We start from the raw sequence: 17013 nt of genomic DNA, 5'->3' as shown, positions 1-17013 counted from the left end.
TCCTAGCGAACGCTGTCCTTCGGGCCAGTGGCTCGTGGCGCGGAGCAGGCCGGAAGCTCTATGTCGTGCCCCAGACAACCGAAGCCGCCGCCGTTCAGGAGCCCCGCCCGGGTCGGCGGACCCGCATCCATCCGGCCTGGTTCGTCGCCGCCGTCGCCTTCGTGACGATCATCGGCGCCGCCGCCTTCCGTTCGCTGCCCGGGCTGCTCATCGAACCCCTGCACCGGGAGTTCGGCTGGTCACGCGGCACGATCAGCGCGGCCGTCTCGGTCAACCTCGCGCTGTACGGGCTCACCGCCCCCTTCGCGGCCGCGCTGATGGACCGCTTCGGCATCCGGCGGGTGGTCGCGGCCGCGCTGACCATGATCGCGGTCGGCGCGGGTCTGACGGTGTGGATGACGGCGGCCTGGCAGCTGATGCTGTGCTGGGGTCTGCTGGTCGGTCTCGGCTCCGGTTCGATGGCGCTGGCCTTCGCCGCGACGGTCACCAACCGCTGGTTCACCGAGCGGCGCGGCCTGGTCACCGGCATCCTCACCGCCGCCTCGGCCTCCGGCCAGCTGATCTTCCTGCCGCTGCTGTCCTGGATGGTGGAGACGCACCACTGGCGCCCGGCGGCCGTCACGGTCGCCCTCGCCGCCCTCACGGTCGTCCCCTTCGTATGGCTGCTGCTGCGCGACCACCCGGCCGACCTGGGGCTGAAGCCGTACGGCGCGCGGGAGTTCGTGCCGAAGCCGCCGCCGGCGGCCGGGGCCGCCCGGCGGGCCGTCACCGTCCTGTTCAAGGCCGCCCGTACCGGCCCCTTCTGGCTGCTCGCCGGTACCTTCGCGATCTGCGGGGCCTCCACCAACGGCCTGATCCAGACCCACTTCGTGCCGGCCGCCCACGATGACGGCATCCCCGTCCGGGCGGCGGCCTCGCTGCTCGCGGTCATCGGCGTGTTCGACGTCGTCGGCACCATCGCCTCCGGCTGGTTCACGGACCGCTTCGAGGCGCGACGGCTGCTGGCGGTGTACTACGCGCTGCGGGGCGTCTCGCTGCTCTTCCTGCCGATGCTGCTCGCGGGCGGCGTGCACCCGCCGATGATCTTCTTCATCGTCTTCTACGGTCTCGACTGGGTCGCCACCGTCCCGCCGACCGTGGCGCTGTGCCGGGAGCAGTACGGCGAGGACAGCGCGATCGTCTTCGGGTGGGTGCTGGCCTCGCACCAGGTCGGCGCCGCGCTGGTGGCCTTCCTCGGCGGGGTCGCACGGGACGTCTTCGGGTCGTACGACATGGTCTGGTACGCGTCGGGCGCGCTGTGCGCGGCGGCGGCGCTGATGGCACTGGTGATCCGGCGCCGACCGGTCGCGCCGGCGGTCCGGCGGGCGGTGGCGGGATGAGGCGTCGGGTCGGACAGGCCCTCCAGCCGGGTCGGACCGGCCCTCTAGAGGAAGCGGCCCTTGTGGAAGAGCAGGGGTGGCCGGTCCCCGTCGCCCGCTCCCAGCGCGTCCACCCGGCCCACCACGATCAGGTGGTCGCCGCCGGTGTGCACCGCGTGGACCGTGCAGTCGATCCAGGCGAGCGTGCCGGTCAGACGGGGGGAGCCGGAGGCCGGTGCCGCGTCGTACGTCACGCCCGCGAACTTGTCCCCGCCGCTCACCGCGAACCCGCGGCACAGTTCGCCCTGGTGGGCGCCGAGGACGTTCACGCAGAAGACGCCCGCGCGGGCGATGCGGGGCCAGGTCGCCGACGTACGGCCGACCATGAAGGTGACCAGGGGCGGGTCGAGGGAGAGGGCGGAGAAGGACTGGCAGGCGAAGCCGGCGGGGGAGCCGTCGGGATCGGCGGCGGGGGCCGTGACGACGGTCACCCCGGTCGCGAAGGTGCCCAGCACGCGCCGGAACCCGGCCGGGTCGACCGGCGCCCGCTCGTCCTCGCGGACACACCGCAGCTCCGGGCGCGGCAAGACCTCCACGGGGCCGGGGCGGGGCCCGGACCTGAGGTAGCGGACGGCGGCCTCGGCCATTCCTGCTTGTCCCATCACGCCTCTCATTGAAGCTGACGGAACGTCAGATAGGAAGGCCGGCGGACCACCGGAAGGGCCGGCCGCCCGGGGGAGGCCGCCTGCCTCGGAACTAGCGGCCTTCGTACTCGGGGCTGCGCCGCTCCACGAAGCTGCGTACCCCCTCCCGCGCGTCCGCCGTCGTCATGGTGATCTCCTGCGCGGCGGCCTCGGCGGCGAAGGCGGTGGCCCGGTCGGTGTCCAGGGAGGCGTTGACGAGCTGTTTGGTGAGGGCGAGGGCGCGGGTGGGGCCGGCGGCGAGGCGTGCGGCCCAGGCGCGGGCCGTCCCGTCCAGGTCCCCGTCCGGTACGACGCGGTTGACCAGGCCGAGACGTTCGGCGTCCGCGGCGGTCAGGGCGTCGCCGAAGAACATCAGCTCCTTCGCCCGCTGCGGGCCGACGAGCCGGGGCAGGAGATACGCGCCGCCGCCGTCCGGCACGATCCCGCGCCGGACGAACACCTCGATGAAGGTGGCGGACTCGGCGGCGAGGACGAGGTCGCAGGCGAGGGCGAGATGCGCGCCGAGGCCGGCCGCGGTGCCGTTCACGGCGGCGAGCACCGGTTTCTCGCAGTCGAGGACGGCGGCGACGAGGCGCTGGGCGCCGGTGCGGAGGGTGCGGGCGACGTCACCGGCGGCGCGCTCCCCGGTCGCCGGGGCCGCGCGCAGGTCGGCTCCCGCGCAGAACCCGCGGCCGGTGCCCGTGATCACGACCGCCCGCACTGCCGCGTCCGCGGAGGCCTCGTCGAGCAGCCGGATGATGCGTTCGCGCTGGTCGGGGAGGAGGGCGTTGCGGGTTTCGGGGCGGTTGAGGGTGATGTGCGAGACGTGGTTGTCAGTGGTGTGCCGTATCAATGACTCAGCGGATGTTCCGGACCTACGGGGGGAATCGGGCATGTTCATCTCAGCTGCACACCGCCAGCGCGTCCAGCGCCACCGCTCCCTGTCCCCGGTCCAGCACCATCAGCGGGTTGATGTCGAGTTCCGCGAGGTCGCCGCCGAGTTCCAGGGCCATGCGCTGCACCCGCAGGACCACTTCGACCAGCGCGTCCAGATCCGCCGGGGGGCGCCCCCTGACCCCGTCGAGCAGGGCCCGCCCGCGCAGTTCGGCGCACATGTCCCGCGCCTGCTCCTCCCCGAAGGGCGGCACGCGGACGGCGGTGTCCCGCAGCACCTCCACGAGCACCCCGCCGAGCCCCACGGTCACGGTCGGCCCGAAGAGCTCGTCGTGGGTGACGCCGACGACCATCTCGACGCCCCGCTCGACCATCTGGCACACGAGGACGCCGTCCAGCGGGACGTCCTCGTAGCGCGCGATGTCGGTCAGCTCCCGGTAGGCGTCCCGGACCTGGCTGGCCGAGGTCAGTCCGATCTTCACCAGCCCGAGCTCGGTCTTGTGGGCGATCCGCGCGCCGGACGCCTTCATCACCACCGGGTAGCCCACCAGCCCGGCCGCGCGCACGGCCGCCGCCGCGCTGGTCACCAGCTGCTCGCGCGGTACGCGGATGCCGTACGCCCGCAGCAGCTGCTTCGCCGCGTGCTCGCTCAGCTGCTCTCCTGGGCGCATCAGTGCCCGCGCCTTGCGGAAGGAGGGCGAGGGGGTGCGGGGCGCGGAGTCGAAGGGGGAGCGGTAGCCGTCGGCGAACCGGTGGTGGCCGAGGTAGGCGCGGACCGCCGTGACGCAGTTGGCGACGGTGCGGAAGGTGGCCACGCGGGCCGAGCCGAGCAGGACCTCGCGGTAGGCGGGTTCGGTGCCGACCGGGGAGCCCCACACCACGCACACCAGTTTGTCCGTCCGCTCGGCCGCGTCCACCAGGTCCTGGACGAGCTTGTCGCTCAGCGGCGGGAAGGGCCCGGTGATCGGGCAGATCAGCACGCCCACCTCCGGGTCGTCGAGGATCGCGTCGATGATCTTCCGGCCGCGCCAGTCGCCGACCGGGTGGCCGCCGTTGTCGACCGGGTTGGCCACGCTCAGGTACGCGGGTATCCACTGGTGCAGCTCGGCCTGTTTGGCCTCCGACAGCTCGGGCAGCCTCAGGCCCGCCCCGGTGGCCAGGTCGGCGACGTGCGCGCCCGTGCCGCCCGAGATCGAACAGACGGCGACCCCGTCCGTGCGGGGCGGCCGGGCGCGGGCCAGCAGGGTCGCGGTGTCCTGGAGTTGGTCCAGGCCGTCGACCCGGATCACGCCGTACTGCCGCATCACCGCGTCCACCACCGTGTCGGCGCCGGTCAGCTTGCCGGTGTGGGAGGCGGCCGTGCGGGCGCCGGTCTCGGTGCGGCCCGCCTTCACCGCGACGACGGGCACCTTGCGCCGGGCGGCCCGGTCGGCGGCGAGCAGGAAGGAACGGCCGTCCTTGAGCCCCTCGATGTAGCAGGCGATGGCACCGACCTCGGGCCGCTCGGCGAAGTAGGAGAGGAAGTCGGAGGTCTCCAGGTCGGCCTCGTTCCCGGTGGGCGCCCAGTGGGAGAGGCGGACGCCGAGTTCCTGGAGGGCGAAGACGGGGCGGCCCTGGTGGCCGGACTGGGTGATGAGGGCGATGGCCGGACCGTCCAGGTCGTCCCGGAACTCCTCGAAGGCGTTGAGGTTGGTGTTGGGGCCGAGGAGCCGCATCCCGGACCGCGTGACGGCGGCGGCGAGGCGGGCCTGGGCGGCGGCGCCGTCCTCGCCGGTCTCCGCGAACCCGGAGGCGAAGACGACCGCGAACTTCGCCTTGGTCTCGGCGAGTTCCTCGATCACGGGGAGGGGGTCGGCGACCAGCAGCACGGCGAGGTCGACCTGCTCGGGCAGGCCGGCGACGGAGGGGGAGCAGGGGATGCCGAAGACGGACGGGCGGGTGGGGTGCACCGGGTGCAGCCGGGCCCCGACCCGCTGGGACCAGGCGAGCAGTTGCCGGGTGACCCCGGTGTTCGGCCGGCCCTCGGTGTCCGAGGCGCCGATCACGGCGACGGACTCGGGCCGGAAGAAGCGGTCCAGGTCGGGGACGGCGGCATAGAGCGGCCGGCCGCTGACGTCGAGGACGTCCGCCTCGGCGGGCCGGCCGTGGACGGCGGGCCCGGGTCGCTCGCCACAGGCGATGACCCGGGCCCGGCGGGAGTCGGTGGTGAGGGTGCCGTGGGTTGATCCAAGCATCGGTCCGCCCGCTCCTGTGTGACAGCCAAGTAACTGACGCAGTGTCAGGTTACAGAACTGACGGGTAGTCAGGAACGGGCCTGCACGCAAAGGTTGCCCGCTGGACCGGCCGACGGCTCCTACAGCGCCGCCAGCACCTCCTTCGCCGCCCGCTCGCCCGAGCGCACGGCACCGTCCATGAAGCCCATCCAGTGGGTGGAGGTCTCCGTTCCGGCCCAGTGGATGCCGCCGACGGGCGCGCGCAGGGCGGGACCGTACTGGGTCAGCACGCCGGGCGCGGCGATGGAGACGGGGCCGCCACGGGTGTAGGCCTCGTTGTTCCAGCGTTGCAGGACGAAGGAGGAAGGGGAGGCCGCTTTCTCGCCGAAGTACCGCACGTAGTCCTTCAGTACGGCCGCCCTGACCTCCGCCTCGCTCGCCGCGTCCAGTGCCCGGGCCTCGTCGGCCTCGATGAAGCCCATCAGCGCGCCGTACGAGGCGTCGGGCGGGGAGTTGTCGAAGGTGGAACTGACCACGCCGGTGTCGCTGACGACCTGGCCGTTGAGTCCGTCGGCCCGCCAGAAGGGGGTGTCGTAGATGGCGATCGCCTTGCCGACCGAGGCCATCGGCAGGCGCTGGGTGAGCTGGTCGCGGGCGGCGGGCAGGAGGGGGTCGTAGGTGATGCGGGCGGCGAGCGGCGGGGGCGCGGCGACGACGACCTTCCTGGCGGTGACGGTGATGCCGTCGGCCGTCACGACGTACTGGCCGCCGGACCGGGTGACCGTGCGCACCGGGGCGTTCAGCACCACCCGGTCGCCGAGGGTGGCGGCGAGTCGGACCGGCACCAGCTGGGAGCCGCCGGCGAAGCGCAGTTCCTGGGCGCCGTTCGCGGTCTCGGTGAGGCGCTCCAGGGTGCCGACGTTCGACTCGTTGCCGGCGGCGGCGATGTAGAAGAGGACGAACAGGAGGGAGAGCTCCCGGGGTTCGGCCGAGAAGATCGACGTGCAGGCCACGTCGAGGAGGAACTTGGCCGACGGGATGACGGCGTTGGCGCGCAGCCAGGTCTCGAAGGTCTGCCGGTCCCACTCGTCGGCCTTCGCCGCGGTCCAGGGCGCGTGCACCGGGATCTGCTGGGCCATGTCGTTCAGCGCGGCCTGCACGATCGCCGCGTTGGCGAGGCCGGCCGCGTCGACCGGCGGGACCGCGCCGAGCAGTCCGTCGGTGGCGTACGGGGTCTTCTTGCCGTCCTTGTACAGGAGGTTCTTGCCAGTGTTGTGGGTCGGGAAGGTCGCCACGCCCAGGGAGTCGGCCAGCGCCTTGATGCGGTCCTGGGTGGGGCCGATGAACTCGCCGCCGCCCTCGGTGACCCCGCCGTTGGCGAGCCGGAGGCCCACGACCCGGCCGCCGACGCGGTCGCGGGCCTCCAGGACGACCACGGACCGGCCGGCCGCGACCAGGTCCCGGGCCGCGGTGAGCCCGGCGAGGCCGCCGCCGACGATCGCGACGTCCACGGACCGGGTGGCCGCGGCGGCCGGACCGGCGGCGGTGGTGGTGAGGGTGACGGCGCCCGCCGTGGCGGCGGCACCGCCGAGCAGGGAGCGTCGGGAAAGCTGTCTTTCGCGTGCCACGTGCATCCTCCGTCGTAGCGAGAGGTGGGAGTGGAGCCAGAAAGTGAACAGTGCTCACATTCTGGCCCCGTGCGGCAGCGCCGTACAGCTCTCCGGTCACATCTGACCGTCAGGTAACCAGAGGTGTACGCAGGAGGGTTGAGAGGTGTCTACGTCGTCCGGGCGTGTCTGGCGACCGCCTTCGCGATCTTCGGCGCGTCGATCGCCAGCTCGCGCAGGGTGCCGCTGATGGGGGTGACGAAGCCGGTGAAGTAGAGGCCGGGCGCGTTGCGCGGGGAGCGGGCGCCGTTGACGACGGGGTTGCCGTGCGCGTCCAGGACGTCGAGGTGGCCGACGAGGCCTTCGAGGGCGCGCGCGTAGCCGGTGGCCGCGATCACGGCGTCCGGGGAGACGCGGGTGCCGTCGGCGAGGACCGCCTTGCCGTCCTCGAAGCCGTCGACGGCGGCCACGATCTCGATGCGGCCCTTGCGCACGGCGTCGACGAGGCCGACGTCCAGGACCGGGATGGCTCCCTGCCGGACCCGGCTGTAGAGGCCGGTGTCGGGGCGGGGCAGTCCGCGGGCCGACAGGTCCGGCACGCTGAGCCTCGCCAGGGGCTTCGCCAGCCGGTCGACCAGGCCGACCGGCAGCCGCCGTACCAGGACGCTCGTGTACTGGGCGGCCCACCCGGCGGTCGACCGCCGCACGAGGTGCGGAGTCGTCCGCACCGACAGCCGCACCCGGGCGGCGCCGCCCTCCACCAGGTCGACGGCGATCTCGGCGCCGGTGTTGCCCGCACCGACGACGAGGACGTCCCGGCCGGCGAAGGGCTTGGGGCCGCGGTAGTCGCCGGCGTGCAGGAACTCGCCGGCATAGGCGGCGCGGCCGGGCCAGTCGGGCAGGTGCGGGGTGTGGTTGTAGCCGGTGGCGACGACGACCGCGGCGCCGGTCAGTTCCCGGCCGCCGGTGGCGTGCAGCAGCCAGCCGGTGCCGTCGGGGGAGCGCTCGATCCGGGAGACCTCGACGCCGGTGACGATCTCCAGCTCGTGGTGCTCGGCGTACTTCTCCAGGTAGCGCACCACGTCGTCGCGGGCGACCCAGCGTCCGAACCGGCGCGGCATCGGCAGCCCGGGCAGGGCCGACAGCCGGCGGGTGGTGTGCAGATGCAGCCGGTCGTAGTGGCGCCGCCAGGACGCCCCGACACGGTCGGACCTCTCCAGGACGACGGCGCGGACGCCCCGGGCGCGCAGGGCGTACGCGGTGGCGAGTCCGCCGGGGCCGCCGCCGATGACGTAGACGGGGCGTTCCGCGTGCTGCGTCGCGTGTTGCGTCGCGTGCTGTGTCGGCTCCGCGGGGTGCGCGGAGGCTGGGGAGTCGGCCATGTGCGCGAGCGTAATCCCGGCCCGGGTTGATGGGTCTCGGTCAAGGCCGGAATTGGTTGCGGATTGATCACGGCAGGTCGCGCACCGACACGGCGCCGAGCCCGACTGTGCGGAAGGGCTCGGCGCCGTGGGCGGCGGCCGGAGACTGACGGGAAACCGGGGCCGCGGCTCGGGGGGAGGGAAGGGGGACTAGTTCTTGGCCTGGTAGCCCGTCACCTTGGCGATCCAGGCGATGAAGTCGCCCGGGTCGGTGTTCGCGCCGTGGCCCTGGTCCCAGTAGTAGAGGTGGTTCACGTCGTCGCCGAGGCCGGCCGCGGCGGCGGCGAGGTTGGCGGAGACGGTCAGCGAGGTGTCGGTGTCCTTGGTGCCGAGGCGGATCCACCAGTGCTTGGAGCGGCCCGGGTTCTTCCGCTCCAGGTGGTACATCGGGTTCATCAGGTTCAGCTTCTCGGGGATGTCGCCGTCGAGACGCTTGGCGGTGACCCCGGTCGTGTCGTTCCTGAGGCCGTACGCGGTGAAGTGGCGGGCCTCGGTCGTGCCCGAGCCGAACTCGTTGTTCTCACCGGTGGACAGGTCGAAGGCGTCGAAGGACGGGACGCTCTTCTTGCGGGCGCCGACGTGGGTGAGGAAGTCGGCCCAGGTGAAGGAGGCCTTCTTGCCGTCCCAGGCGAGGAAGGGGTGGGCGGCGAGGTAGGTCGCGCGGGCCGAGTCCGACAGGGCGGCGAGGTACCGGGTGGCCGAGGGCTGGAGGTACTGCTTGACCAGGTATGCGTCGTAGTTGCGGGCCGTGAGGGTGCCGAAGCCGTTCAGGCCGCGCAGTTTCAGGGTGGCCTGGTACTCGGCGAACTGCGACCGCAGTTCCTTGGAAAGCGTCTGGTCGGCCTGCTTGCCGGTGCTGAGCGCGTTGGTGCCCCAGCACCACTCGTAGGCGCCGTCGGCGTGCTCCAGGTCGGTGATCGGGCACCAGGCGCCGGTCGCGAAGATCGCGTCGGAGGCGTCGGCCGCGCCGATCTCCTTGAGGTACGTGTCGTAGATCTCGCTGTCGCCGGACGCGCCGAGCAGGGAGGACAGGGCGCCGCCCGCGCTGGTGCCGGCGGAGACGATCCGGTCGGTGTCGCCGGGGATCCGGCCCTTGTTGGACCGCAGGTACCGTACGGCCGCCTTGAGGTCGACGATCGCGGCCGGGGCGGTGCCGTACCAGACGCCGTCCGCGTCCTTGAGGGTGCGGCCGCGGGCGCCGGGCTCGACCACGACGTACCCGGCGGCCAGGGCCAGGAGCTGGTTGGAGGCCAGGGCGCCGCCGTTGGCGTTGGTGTTGCCGTTCGCGTTGGAGGCCGAGGGGCTGGGCGTGGCGCTCGGGGAGGCCGAGCCGCTGGGGGCGCCCCCGCCGGTGGGGCCGCCGGACATGCCCCCGGCGCCGATCCCGGTGGCGTCCGCCACCGAGGAGGGCATGTAGCCGCCGACGGAGTTCGCGAGGAGGATCGGGGCGCCGGAGGCGTCCACCGCCTTGCCGTCGATCTTGACGGGCACGCTGACGTTCAGGCTCTGGTACTTCTCGTCGACCGGCTTGGCGACGTAGGTGAGCGCCTTCCAGAAGTGGTAGGTGACGCTGTGCTCGGTACCGGCGGCGTCGGTGACGGTGGTCGTCAGCTCCGTGTAGGCGTCCGGGTCGAAGACCAGGGCGTCCGACGAGGCCGAGCCGCTCGAGCCGCTCGACCCGCTCGACCCGCTGGACGCCTGTGCGCTCAGGGCGACGCCGCCGACGGCCGCGGCACCGGCGGCCGCCCCGATCCCCATGACGACGCTCCTGCGCTTGACTGCCCTGTGCTTCACGATCTGGACTCCTCGGATTCCGGTGTGCTTGCACTCCGAACGTAGACGTGATGCCAACAAAATTGCCAACAATCTCTGGGATTCATGGTGGACCCACAGATTCAGAGGGAGCGCACAGGGTCCCTCCGCGGGCGGCGCGGGGTTCCCGAGCCCCGGCATCTGACGTACCGTCAGATCCATGGACACGATCTGGCTCACCGGTGCGCAGTGGCTGGCGGTGCTGCGCATAGGACTCGGGCTGTGGTGGCTGGAGAGCTGGCGGCACAAGGACAAGAGCACCTGGTTCGAGGGCGGCGGGATCACCTGGGCCGCGGACATCGCCGCCAAGCACCGGTGGACCGCCGTACGCAGCGGCTTCGCCGTGGTCGTCACCCCGCGCCCGAGGACCATGGCGTACGTCGTCGCCTACGCCGAACTCGCCCTGGGACTCGGGCTGGTCCTCGGCTTCCTGACCCCCCTCGCCCTCGTCGGCGGCCTGCTGCTCAACGTCCTCTACTTCACCCTCATGATCCACGACTGGGCCGAGCAGGGGCAGAACGCGATGATGGCCCTCATCTCCCTGGTGGCCCTGTTCGCGATGGCGTGGCAGGAGTGGTCGGTCGACGGCGCCCTGGGGCTGTTCCCGTGAGCGCCGCCTCCCCTCGGTACGACCTCCCCGAGCCGGACGCCCTCACCCGCGCCTACTGGGACGCCGCCGCGCGGGGCCGGCTGCTGGTGCGGCGCTGCGGGGCGTGCGGTCGGGCCCACCACTACCCGCGCGAGTTCTGCCCGCACTGCTGGAGCGAGGACGTCGCCTGGGAACCCGCGAGCGGCCGGGCCGCGCTCTACACCTGGTCCGTCGTGCACCGCAACGACCTGCCGCCCTTCGACGGACGCACCCCGTACGTCGCCGCCGTCGTCGACCTCGCCGAGGGCCCCCGGATGACGACGGAGCTCGTGGAGTGCGCGCACGACGAGCTGCGGGCCGGCCTGGAGCTGGAGGTCGCCTTCCGGGACGGGACGCCGGTGGTGCCGGTCTTCCGCCCCCGCCGGTGAGACCGAGCCGCTTCAATGACCGGATGACCCACGTCGACGATCACCACCGCGCATCCCCGTCCCCGTTCCCGGACCTGCGCGGCCACGGACTGCTCCTGCGTGCCTGGGACGCCGACTCCGACGCCGATGTCACCACCTGGCTGCGCGGGTTCGGCGACCCGGAGTTCCGGCGCTGGAACACCCCGATCCGGCCGGTCACCGACTTCGCCGGCGCACGCGAGTCGCTGCTGTCCAGGGCCGCGCAGGCGGCGGACGGCACCTCGGCGTCGTACTGCGTGACGGACGCCGGCACCGGGACGGCCCTCGGGCACATCGGCGTCAACGGCATCCACCCCGACCTGCGCGTCGCCCGCGTCGGCTACTGGGTGCTCCCCGAGGCGCGTGGCCGCCGGGTCGCCACCCGCGCGCTGGCCCTCGCCGCCCACTGGGCCCACACCGAGCTGGGTCTGCACCGCCTGGAACTCGACCACGCCGTCGGCCACGACACCTCCTGCCACATCGCCGAGCGGTGCGGATTCCGGTACGAGGGGACCCTGCGGGGCGCGATGTTCGAGGCGGGCCGGCGTGACGCGTTCCGGGACATGCACCTGCACGCACGGCTGGCCACGGACCCGGAGCCGGTCATGGACCCGGAGCCGGCCACGGACCGGTAGCCGGCGCGGAAAACCACGGGCGATGCCCCGCCCCCGTACCCGACCATGAGGCATGCGCCCCGACCACTGGCACCGCACCGAGGACCTCGACCACTTTCTGCGCCGCGCCGGAGACTTCCTGCGCTCCCGGCCCGCCGCGCACACCGTCGCGCTGACGGTGACCGAGAACCTGCGCACCCGCGGACCGCGGGCGTACGGCGACGAGCCGCCCGTCTACGGCATGCTGGAGCGGGACGGCACCGTGCGGGCGGCCTACTTCCGCACCCCGCCCCACCGGCTGAACCTCACCGCCCTGACCGGCGAGGAGGCCGCCTCCCTCGCCGCGCACCTCGCCGGCATCGGTCAGCCGCTGCCCGGCGTGGGCGCGGACCGGGAGACGGCGGCCGCCTTCGCCGCGGCCTGGCAGGCCCGCACCGGCGCCGCCCCCGCCCTCCGGCAGCGTCAACGGCTCTACCGGCTCGGCACGCTGACCGCGCCCGGGCCGGCCCCCGAGGGGCGGGCCCGGATCGCCACCGAGGCCGACCGCCCTCAACTCATCACGTGGTACGAGGAGTTCGCCGAGGTCGTCGGGGAGCCCGGCGCCGGCGCGGGTTCCTGGGCCGACGCGAAGATCGCCCGGGGAGGTGTCACCTTCTGGGAGACCCCGGACGGCACCCCCGTCGCCATGGCCGGGGTGACCGTGCGGGCCGCCGGGCAGGTCCGGGTCGCCCCCGTCTACACCCCGGCCCCGCTGCGCGGCCGGGGCTACGCCGGTGCCGTCACCGCCGAGGTCAGCCGGGCGGCCCGGGACGCGGGCGCGGACGAGGTGCTGCTCTTCACCGACCTGGCGAACCCGACCAGCAACGGGCTGTACCAGCGGATCGGGTACCGGCCGGTCGCCGACTTCGCGGTGTACGACTTCGAGGCGTACGACGTCGAGGTGCGCGACGGCCCGGTGCGCGAGTCCGGGCGGTAGCGGCCCGGCGGGCACGGCTCACGGCCACAGCAGGTGCCGGGCCCAGCCGCCCTCCCCGCGCCGGTACAGCAGCCGGACGTGCCGCCGTCGCTCGTCCCCCTGGAAGAACTCGACCTCCCGCGGCCGGAGCCGGTACAGCGTCCAGGAGGACACCGGGGCGTCCGGTTCGCGCCGCGCCCGCTCCCAGGCGGTCCGCGAGGCGTGCGCCAACGCGTCGAGGGACTCCAGTACGTCGCTCTGCCGGCCGGTGAGGGCGGCCGCCAGCGCGCCCGTGGAGCGGGCGTGCAGATCCGCCTGCCCCTCCCCGGAGGGCGCCGCGGTGACCGGGCCGCGGACCCGCACCTGGCGACCCAGCACCGGCCAGTAGAAGGCGAGGGCGGCCTGCGGGCGGGCCGCGAGCTGGCCGCCCTTCCGGCTGGTGGCGTGGGTCGCGAAGGACCAGCCGTCCGCGTCGGCACCGTGCAGCATCACGATCCGTACGTCCGGCAGGCCCTCCTCGTCCGCCGTCGCGAGGGACATGGTGTGCGGCTCGGTCTGCCCCGCCGCGACGGCCTCGGCGAACCATGAGGTGAAGAGGGCCAAGGGCTCGTCGGGGGCGGTGTCCGGGTCGAAGGAGGGCAGCGCGGTGACCTCCGGGTCCCACACCCGCAGTGACCTCAGCAGCTCATGAAGATCCGTTCCCATGCCCCGATTGTCACGCGCCGCGCGCCTCAGACCGCACCGAGGTCGGACGACACCCAGCGCTCGGGCCGCATCCGGACGACCACCTGCTCGCCGTACTCCTTCCAGGCGACATCGACATAGCCGTCCACCTTCTCGGCCGGGAGGTAGCGGGCGGAGATCTCCCGCAGCTGCTCGACGGTGGCGGGGTCGGTGCCGACGACCGGGCCCTCGACCGACACGTACCGCAGGGTCGGCTCGACCCGGTCGACCATCAGCGTGAACCGGCCCGCCGCACTGATCAGCTGGTTCTTGCGGGAGTCGCGCGCCGTCATGATCCACACGGTGCCGTCGGGCTCGTACTGGTACCAGATCGGCACGGTGAGCGGAGCGCGCCCCGCTCCCGCGTCCACCGCCAGCGCGGCGATGTGCGGCTCGGCCAGGAACTGCTCGCGCTCTTCACGGGACAGGGCCATGTCGGTCTCCTCCGGGCGGCTCGGGCGTTCGTCGACCATCACAACACCGGCCGCGGCAGGCGTGTTCCGCCGCGACGGTCGTGTTCTCAGCCCCGCCCCAGCACCACGGTCCCCGCCGAGCAGAACCAGCCGCCGGTCCCGGACGCCAGCCCCAGCCGGGGCAACTCCCCGTCACGGCACCGTACTTGCCGGTCCCCGGCCTCCCCGCGCAACTGCCGTACCGCCTCCACCAGCAGGAACAGCCCCCGCATCCCCGGGTGCTGGGCCGACAGCCCGCCCCCGTCGGTGTTCACCGGCAGCTCGCCGCCCGCCACCTTCAGCCGTCCCTTCCCCACGAAGGCCCCGCCCTCGCCCTTCGCGCAGAAGCCGAGGTCCTCCAGGGTCACCAGCGTCATGTACGTGAACGCGTCGTAGATCTCCGCGAAGTCGATCTCCGCCGGGCGCACCCCGGCCCGCCGGAAGGCGAGCCGGCCGCTCACCGCCGCCGGGGACACCGTGAAGTCGGCCCACTCGGACAGGGAGGCGTGCGAGACGTGCTCCCCGGTGCCGAGGATCCACACCGGCGCGGTACGGCAGTCCTGTACGTACTCCTCGGCCGCCAGCAGGACCGCCGCGCCGCCGTCGGAGCGCGGACAGCAGTGCAGCTTGGTGAAGGGGTCCGCGATCATCGGGCCGGACAGGACGTCGTCCACCGTGACCGGGTCGCGGAACATGGCCTCGGGGTTCAGGGCGGCGTTCGCCCGGGCCTGCACCGCCACTTGTGCCAACTGCTCGACGGTCGTGCCGTGTTCGATCATGTGGCGGCGGGCCGCCATGGCGTACTTGGCGATCAGCGTGTGCCCGTACGGCACCTCGAACTGGAGCGGTCCGCGCGCCCCGAAGGAGAGGTCGCCGGTCCGCCGCCCGGCCCTGATGTCGGCGCGGGCGGTCGAGCCGTAGGCCAGCAGCACCGCGTTCGCGTGGCCGGCGGCGATCGCGTCCGCCGCGTGGGCCGCCATGACCTCCCAGGCCGAGCCGCCGACGGAGGTGGAGTCGACCCAGGTGGGGCGCAGGCCCAGATACTCGGCGACCTCCACGGGCGCGAGGGTGCCGGTGCCCGCCGAGGCGAAGCCGTCGACCACCTCCCGGTCCAGTCCCGCGTCGGCGAGGGCGCGGCGGGCGGCCTGGGCGTGCAGGGCGTACGCGGTGGCGTCGTCCACGCGGCCGCAGTCGGAGAGGGAGACACCGACGATCGCCACTTTCCGGGAGCGCGTCATGAAACTGACGGTACATCAGATGGCGTCGGCCGTAGAGGTGCCGTACCAGGTGCCGTACCTCTGGGCATTCCCGCCTCGCCGTCCTAATATGACGGTCCGTCAGATACAGTGAGAGGTGACGCCGGGGGAGCGAGCGGCGGGCGCGAGCCCGGCGGAGCGGGAACGGGGCGGAGCGGGAACAGGGCGGAGCAGGAGTCCGGCGGACCATCCGGCGGACCGTCGGCGGCGAAGGAGAAGGCCCCCATGGACACCGACCTCACCGCCGAGCAGGACGGGATCCGCCGCACCCTGCGCGACCTGCTGCGCGAGCGCTGCGGTCCCGCCGAGGTGCGGGCCGCCGCGGACACCCCGGCCGGGCACGACCCCGCCCTGTGGGCCGCCCTCGCCGGGCAGCTCGGTCAGCCCGGGCTCGCGCTGCCCGAGGCGTACGGCGGCGTCGGCTGCTCGGTGACCGAGCTCGCCCTCGCCTGCGAGGAGACGGGCCGCTTCCTCGCCCCCTCCCCGCTGCTGGCCACCGCCGGCCTCGTCGCTCCCCTCCTGCTCGGCCTGGGGACGGAGGCCCAGCGCACCGGGCTGCTCCCGCGGATCGCCTCCGGCGCGCTCACCGCCGCGCTCGCCGTACCCGGCCCCTGCCTCGCCACCGCGCTCGCGCTGACCGGCGACAACGGCGGCGAGTGGGCCGGCGGCGGCCGTGCGGGAGGGGTGCAGGCCCGGCGGGCGGGGGAGGGCTGGCGGCTGTACGGACAGGCCGACCAGGTGCTCGACGGGCACAGCGCGGGGCTGCTGGTGGTCGCCGCGCACGCCGGGGGGTTCGCCCGGTCGCGGACCCTGCTCTTCCTCGTGTCCGGGGACGCCGGGGGACTCGTCCGCGTACGGCAGACCGCGCTGGACGCGACCCGGCCGCAGGCGCGGCTGCAACTCCGGGACGTGGAGGCCGCGTTGCTCGGCGAGGACGGGGCGGACGTCCTGAGTGCCCTCGCCGGGACCGGGGACACCGTCGCCTCCCTTCTCGCCTGCGAGGCCGTCGGGGCCGCCGACCAGGTGCTGGGCCGGACCGTCGGGCACGTCCGGCGGCGCGAGCAGTTCGGGCGGCCGATCGGGTCCTTCCAGGCGGTGCAGCACCGGCTCGCCGACGTGTACGTCCAGGTGCAGGCGGCGCGCTCGGCGGCGTACTACGCGGCGTGGGCCTCGGCGCCCGTGCCGGGAAGTGCGGCGCGCGGCGACTCGCGGGACGGGCGGGGGCGGGAGACGGGAGGACAAGCCGGTGCCCTCGCCCTGGCGCAGGCCCTGGAGGCGGCGCGTGGTGCCGGCGCGGAGGCGGTCCAGCTGCACGGCGGCACGGGTTTCACCTGGGAGCACGAGGCTCACCTTTACTTCAAGCGGGCCTGCGGCGACGAGCTGCTGTTCGGGCCGGCGCACCGGCTGCGGGCGCACGCGGCGCGGGCGGCCCGGCTCCTCACAGGTCAGGAGGGGCGGGTGTGATCGGCGTACGAGTGATCCAGAAGGTGTCCTCGGCCCCGGGCTTCGCCAAGGTCGCCCCGTATGTGATCCCGGCTCTGGACCGGGCCGTGCACCGGCTCACCCGGGGCAGGGTGCTGCTCAGCGCGCAGCTGCTGCCGGGCGTGGTCCTCACCTCGACGGGCGCGCGCACCGGGCTGGCCCGGCGGACCCCGCTGGCCTGCGTGCCGGAGGAGGGCGGGGCGAGCTGGATCCTGGTCGGATCCAACTTCGGGCGGGCCGGTCATCCGGCCTGGACCGCGAACCTGCTCGCCCGTCCGGACGCCACGGTCAGCTGGAAGGGGCGGGACATCCCCGTCACGGCCCGGCTCCTCGAGGGGGAGGAGCGGGCGGCCGTCTGGAAGGCGGTGCTGGCCTTCTGGCCGCCGTACGCGACGTACCAGGCGCGGGTGGAGCGGGAGATCCGGCTGTTCCGGATCGTGCGGAGGTGAGCTGGTGGGAGGGGCCGCCGCCGGGCCGGCACAGCAGCAGGCGGTGGTTCACACGGGTG

At 73.7% G+C, this 17013-nt stretch carries 16 protein-coding genes; 7 read left to right on the top strand and 9 right to left on the bottom strand.

Annotation, left to right across the window (positions count from 1 at the left end; translation table 11 throughout):
• Positions 1-65 precede the first annotated feature (65 nt).
• Complete coding sequence (locus ACWD0J_RS00520; RefSeq protein ID WP_451493484.1) at positions 66-1379, top strand: MFS transporter; 1314 nt, start codon at positions 66-68, stop codon at positions 1377-1379.
• Positions 1380-1423: 44 nt separating this feature from the next.
• Here ACWD0J_RS00520 and ACWD0J_RS00515 read toward each other — a convergent pair whose 3' ends face one another.
• From ACWD0J_RS00515 to ACWD0J_RS00490, 6 genes are all read right to left on the bottom strand, one after another.
• The gene (locus ACWD0J_RS00515; protein WP_451493483.1) at positions 1424-2020 is read right to left on the bottom strand and encodes a flavin reductase family protein; all 597 of its coding nucleotides are present in this window, start codon (positions 2018-2020) and stop codon (positions 1424-1426) included.
• A gap of 94 nt (positions 2021-2114) precedes the next feature.
• On the bottom strand, positions 2115-2936 hold the full coding sequence (locus tag ACWD0J_RS00510) for an enoyl-CoA hydratase/isomerase family protein (RefSeq protein ID WP_451493482.1): 822 nt from the start codon (positions 2934-2936) through the stop codon (positions 2115-2117).
• Between the two features lie 7 nt (positions 2937-2943).
• Positions 2944-5169 carry an acetate--CoA ligase family protein gene (locus ACWD0J_RS00505; RefSeq protein ID WP_451493481.1) on the bottom strand — a complete coding sequence of 742 codons (2226 nt, stop codon included), beginning with the start codon at positions 5167-5169 and terminating at the stop codon, positions 2944-2946.
• Between the two features lie 119 nt (positions 5170-5288).
• Complete coding sequence (locus tag ACWD0J_RS00500) at positions 5289-6782, bottom strand: flavin monoamine oxidase family protein (RefSeq protein ID WP_451493480.1); 1494 nt, start codon at positions 6780-6782, stop codon at positions 5289-5291.
• A gap of 143 nt (positions 6783-6925) precedes the next feature.
• Positions 6926-8137: a flavin-containing monooxygenase gene (locus ACWD0J_RS00495; RefSeq protein ID WP_451493479.1), complete on the bottom strand. Its 1212-nt coding sequence runs from the start codon at positions 8135-8137 to the stop codon at positions 6926-6928.
• Positions 8138-8326: 189 nt separating this feature from the next.
• Complete coding sequence (locus ACWD0J_RS00490) at positions 8327-9934, bottom strand: subtype B tannase (protein ID WP_451493634.1); 1608 nt, start codon at positions 9932-9934, stop codon at positions 8327-8329.
• A 214-nt stretch (positions 9935-10148) separates the two neighbouring features.
• On the opposite strand from ACWD0J_RS00490, the gene ACWD0J_RS00485 reads away from it, so the two are divergent.
• From ACWD0J_RS00485 to ACWD0J_RS00470, 4 genes are read left to right on the top strand one after another with little or no spacing between them, the layout of a single operon-like run.
• Positions 10149-10598 carry a DoxX family protein gene (locus tag ACWD0J_RS00485; RefSeq protein ID WP_451493478.1) on the top strand — a complete coding sequence of 150 codons (450 nt, stop codon included), beginning with the start codon at positions 10149-10151 and terminating at the stop codon, positions 10596-10598.
• Positions 10595-11005 carry a Zn-ribbon domain-containing OB-fold protein gene (locus ACWD0J_RS00480; protein WP_451493477.1) on the top strand — a complete coding sequence of 137 codons (411 nt, stop codon included), beginning with the start codon at positions 10595-10597 and terminating at the stop codon, positions 11003-11005. Before ACWD0J_RS00485 ends, ACWD0J_RS00480 begins: the two co-directional genes overlap by 4 nt.
• A gap of 23 nt (positions 11006-11028) precedes the next feature.
• A complete protein-coding gene (locus ACWD0J_RS00475) occupies positions 11029-11658 on the top strand; it encodes a GNAT family N-acetyltransferase (protein ID WP_451493476.1) in 630 nt (209 codons plus the stop codon).
• 52 nt (positions 11659-11710) lie between these two features.
• Positions 11711-12613, top strand: a complete 903-nt coding sequence (locus ACWD0J_RS00470) for a GNAT family N-acetyltransferase (RefSeq protein ID WP_451493475.1) — start codon at positions 11711-11713, stop codon at positions 12611-12613.
• An 18-nt stretch (positions 12614-12631) separates the two neighbouring features.
• Here ACWD0J_RS00470 and ACWD0J_RS00465 read toward each other — a convergent pair whose 3' ends face one another.
• The 3 genes from ACWD0J_RS00465 to ACWD0J_RS00455 all read right to left on the bottom strand — a co-directional run bounded on the left by ACWD0J_RS00465 (position 12632) and on the right by ACWD0J_RS00455 (position 15005).
• A complete protein-coding gene (locus ACWD0J_RS00465) occupies positions 12632-13297 on the bottom strand; it encodes a pyridoxine/pyridoxamine 5'-phosphate oxidase (protein WP_451493474.1) in 666 nt (221 codons plus the stop codon).
• A 26-nt stretch (positions 13298-13323) separates the two neighbouring features.
• Positions 13324-13749, bottom strand: a complete 426-nt coding sequence (locus ACWD0J_RS00460) for a pyridoxamine 5'-phosphate oxidase family protein (RefSeq protein ID WP_451493473.1) — start codon at positions 13747-13749, stop codon at positions 13324-13326.
• Positions 13750-13835: 86 nt separating this feature from the next.
• On the bottom strand, positions 13836-15005 hold the full coding sequence (locus ACWD0J_RS00455; RefSeq protein WP_451493472.1) for a thiolase C-terminal domain-containing protein: 1170 nt from the start codon (positions 15003-15005) through the stop codon (positions 13836-13838).
• A 243-nt stretch (positions 15006-15248) separates the two neighbouring features.
• On the opposite strand from ACWD0J_RS00455, the gene ACWD0J_RS00450 reads away from it, so the two are divergent.
• Both ACWD0J_RS00450 and ACWD0J_RS00445 read left to right on the top strand, forming a co-directional pair.
• Positions 15249-16487, top strand: a complete 1239-nt coding sequence (locus ACWD0J_RS00450) for an acyl-CoA dehydrogenase family protein (RefSeq protein ID WP_451493471.1) — start codon at positions 15249-15251, stop codon at positions 16485-16487.
• Positions 16484-16954, top strand: a complete 471-nt coding sequence (locus tag ACWD0J_RS00445) for a nitroreductase family deazaflavin-dependent oxidoreductase (RefSeq protein WP_451493470.1) — start codon at positions 16484-16486, stop codon at positions 16952-16954. Before ACWD0J_RS00450 ends, ACWD0J_RS00445 begins: the two co-directional genes overlap by 4 nt.
• Positions 16955-17013: the final 59 nt, after the last annotated feature.

This window comes from Streptomyces sp. NPDC003011 (assembly GCF_053591515.1).
Note: the sequence above shows the minus strand (reverse complement) of the source record. Positions and strands in the feature narration are given on the sequence as shown.

Excerpts from the sequence above, each read along its gene's own strand:
- ACWD0J_RS00515 (WP_451493483.1), bottom strand. The coding sequence starts at position 2,020 with ATGGGACAAGCAGGAATGGCCGAGGCCGCCGTCCGCTACCTCAGGTCC.
- ACWD0J_RS00495 (WP_451493479.1), bottom strand. The coding sequence starts at position 8,137 with ATGGCCGACTCCCCAGCCTCCGCGCACCCCGCGGAGCCGACACAGCAC.
- ACWD0J_RS00455 (WP_451493472.1), bottom strand. The coding sequence starts at position 15,005 with ATGACGCGCTCCCGGAAAGTGGCGATCGTCGGTGTCTCCCTCTCCGAC.
- ACWD0J_RS00505 (WP_451493481.1), bottom strand. The coding sequence starts at position 5,169 with ATGCTTGGATCAACCCACGGCACCCTCACCACCGACTCCCGCCGGGCC.
- ACWD0J_RS00460 (WP_451493473.1), bottom strand. The coding sequence starts at position 13,749 with ATGGCCCTGTCCCGTGAAGAGCGCGAGCAGTTCCTGGCCGAGCCGCAC.
- ACWD0J_RS00485 (WP_451493478.1), top strand. The coding sequence starts at position 10,149 with ATGGACACGATCTGGCTCACCGGTGCGCAGTGGCTGGCGGTGCTGCGC.
- ACWD0J_RS00470 (WP_451493475.1), top strand. The coding sequence starts at position 11,711 with ATGCGCCCCGACCACTGGCACCGCACCGAGGACCTCGACCACTTTCTG.
- ACWD0J_RS00490 (WP_451493634.1), bottom strand. The coding sequence starts at position 9,934 with ATGGGGATCGGGGCGGCCGCCGGTGCCGCGGCCGTCGGCGGCGTCGCC.
- ACWD0J_RS00465 (WP_451493474.1), bottom strand. The coding sequence starts at position 13,297 with ATGGGAACGGATCTTCATGAGCTGCTGAGGTCACTGCGGGTGTGGGAC.
- ACWD0J_RS00500 (WP_451493480.1), bottom strand. The coding sequence starts at position 6,782 with ATGCACGTGGCACGCGAAAGACAGCTTTCCCGACGCTCCCTGCTCGGC.
- ACWD0J_RS00510 (WP_451493482.1), bottom strand. The coding sequence starts at position 2,936 with ATGCCCGATTCCCCCCGTAGGTCCGGAACATCCGCTGAGTCATTGATA.
- ACWD0J_RS00450 (WP_451493471.1), top strand. The coding sequence starts at position 15,249 with ATGGACACCGACCTCACCGCCGAGCAGGACGGGATCCGCCGCACCCTG.
- ACWD0J_RS00475 (WP_451493476.1), top strand. The coding sequence starts at position 11,029 with ATGACCCACGTCGACGATCACCACCGCGCATCCCCGTCCCCGTTCCCG.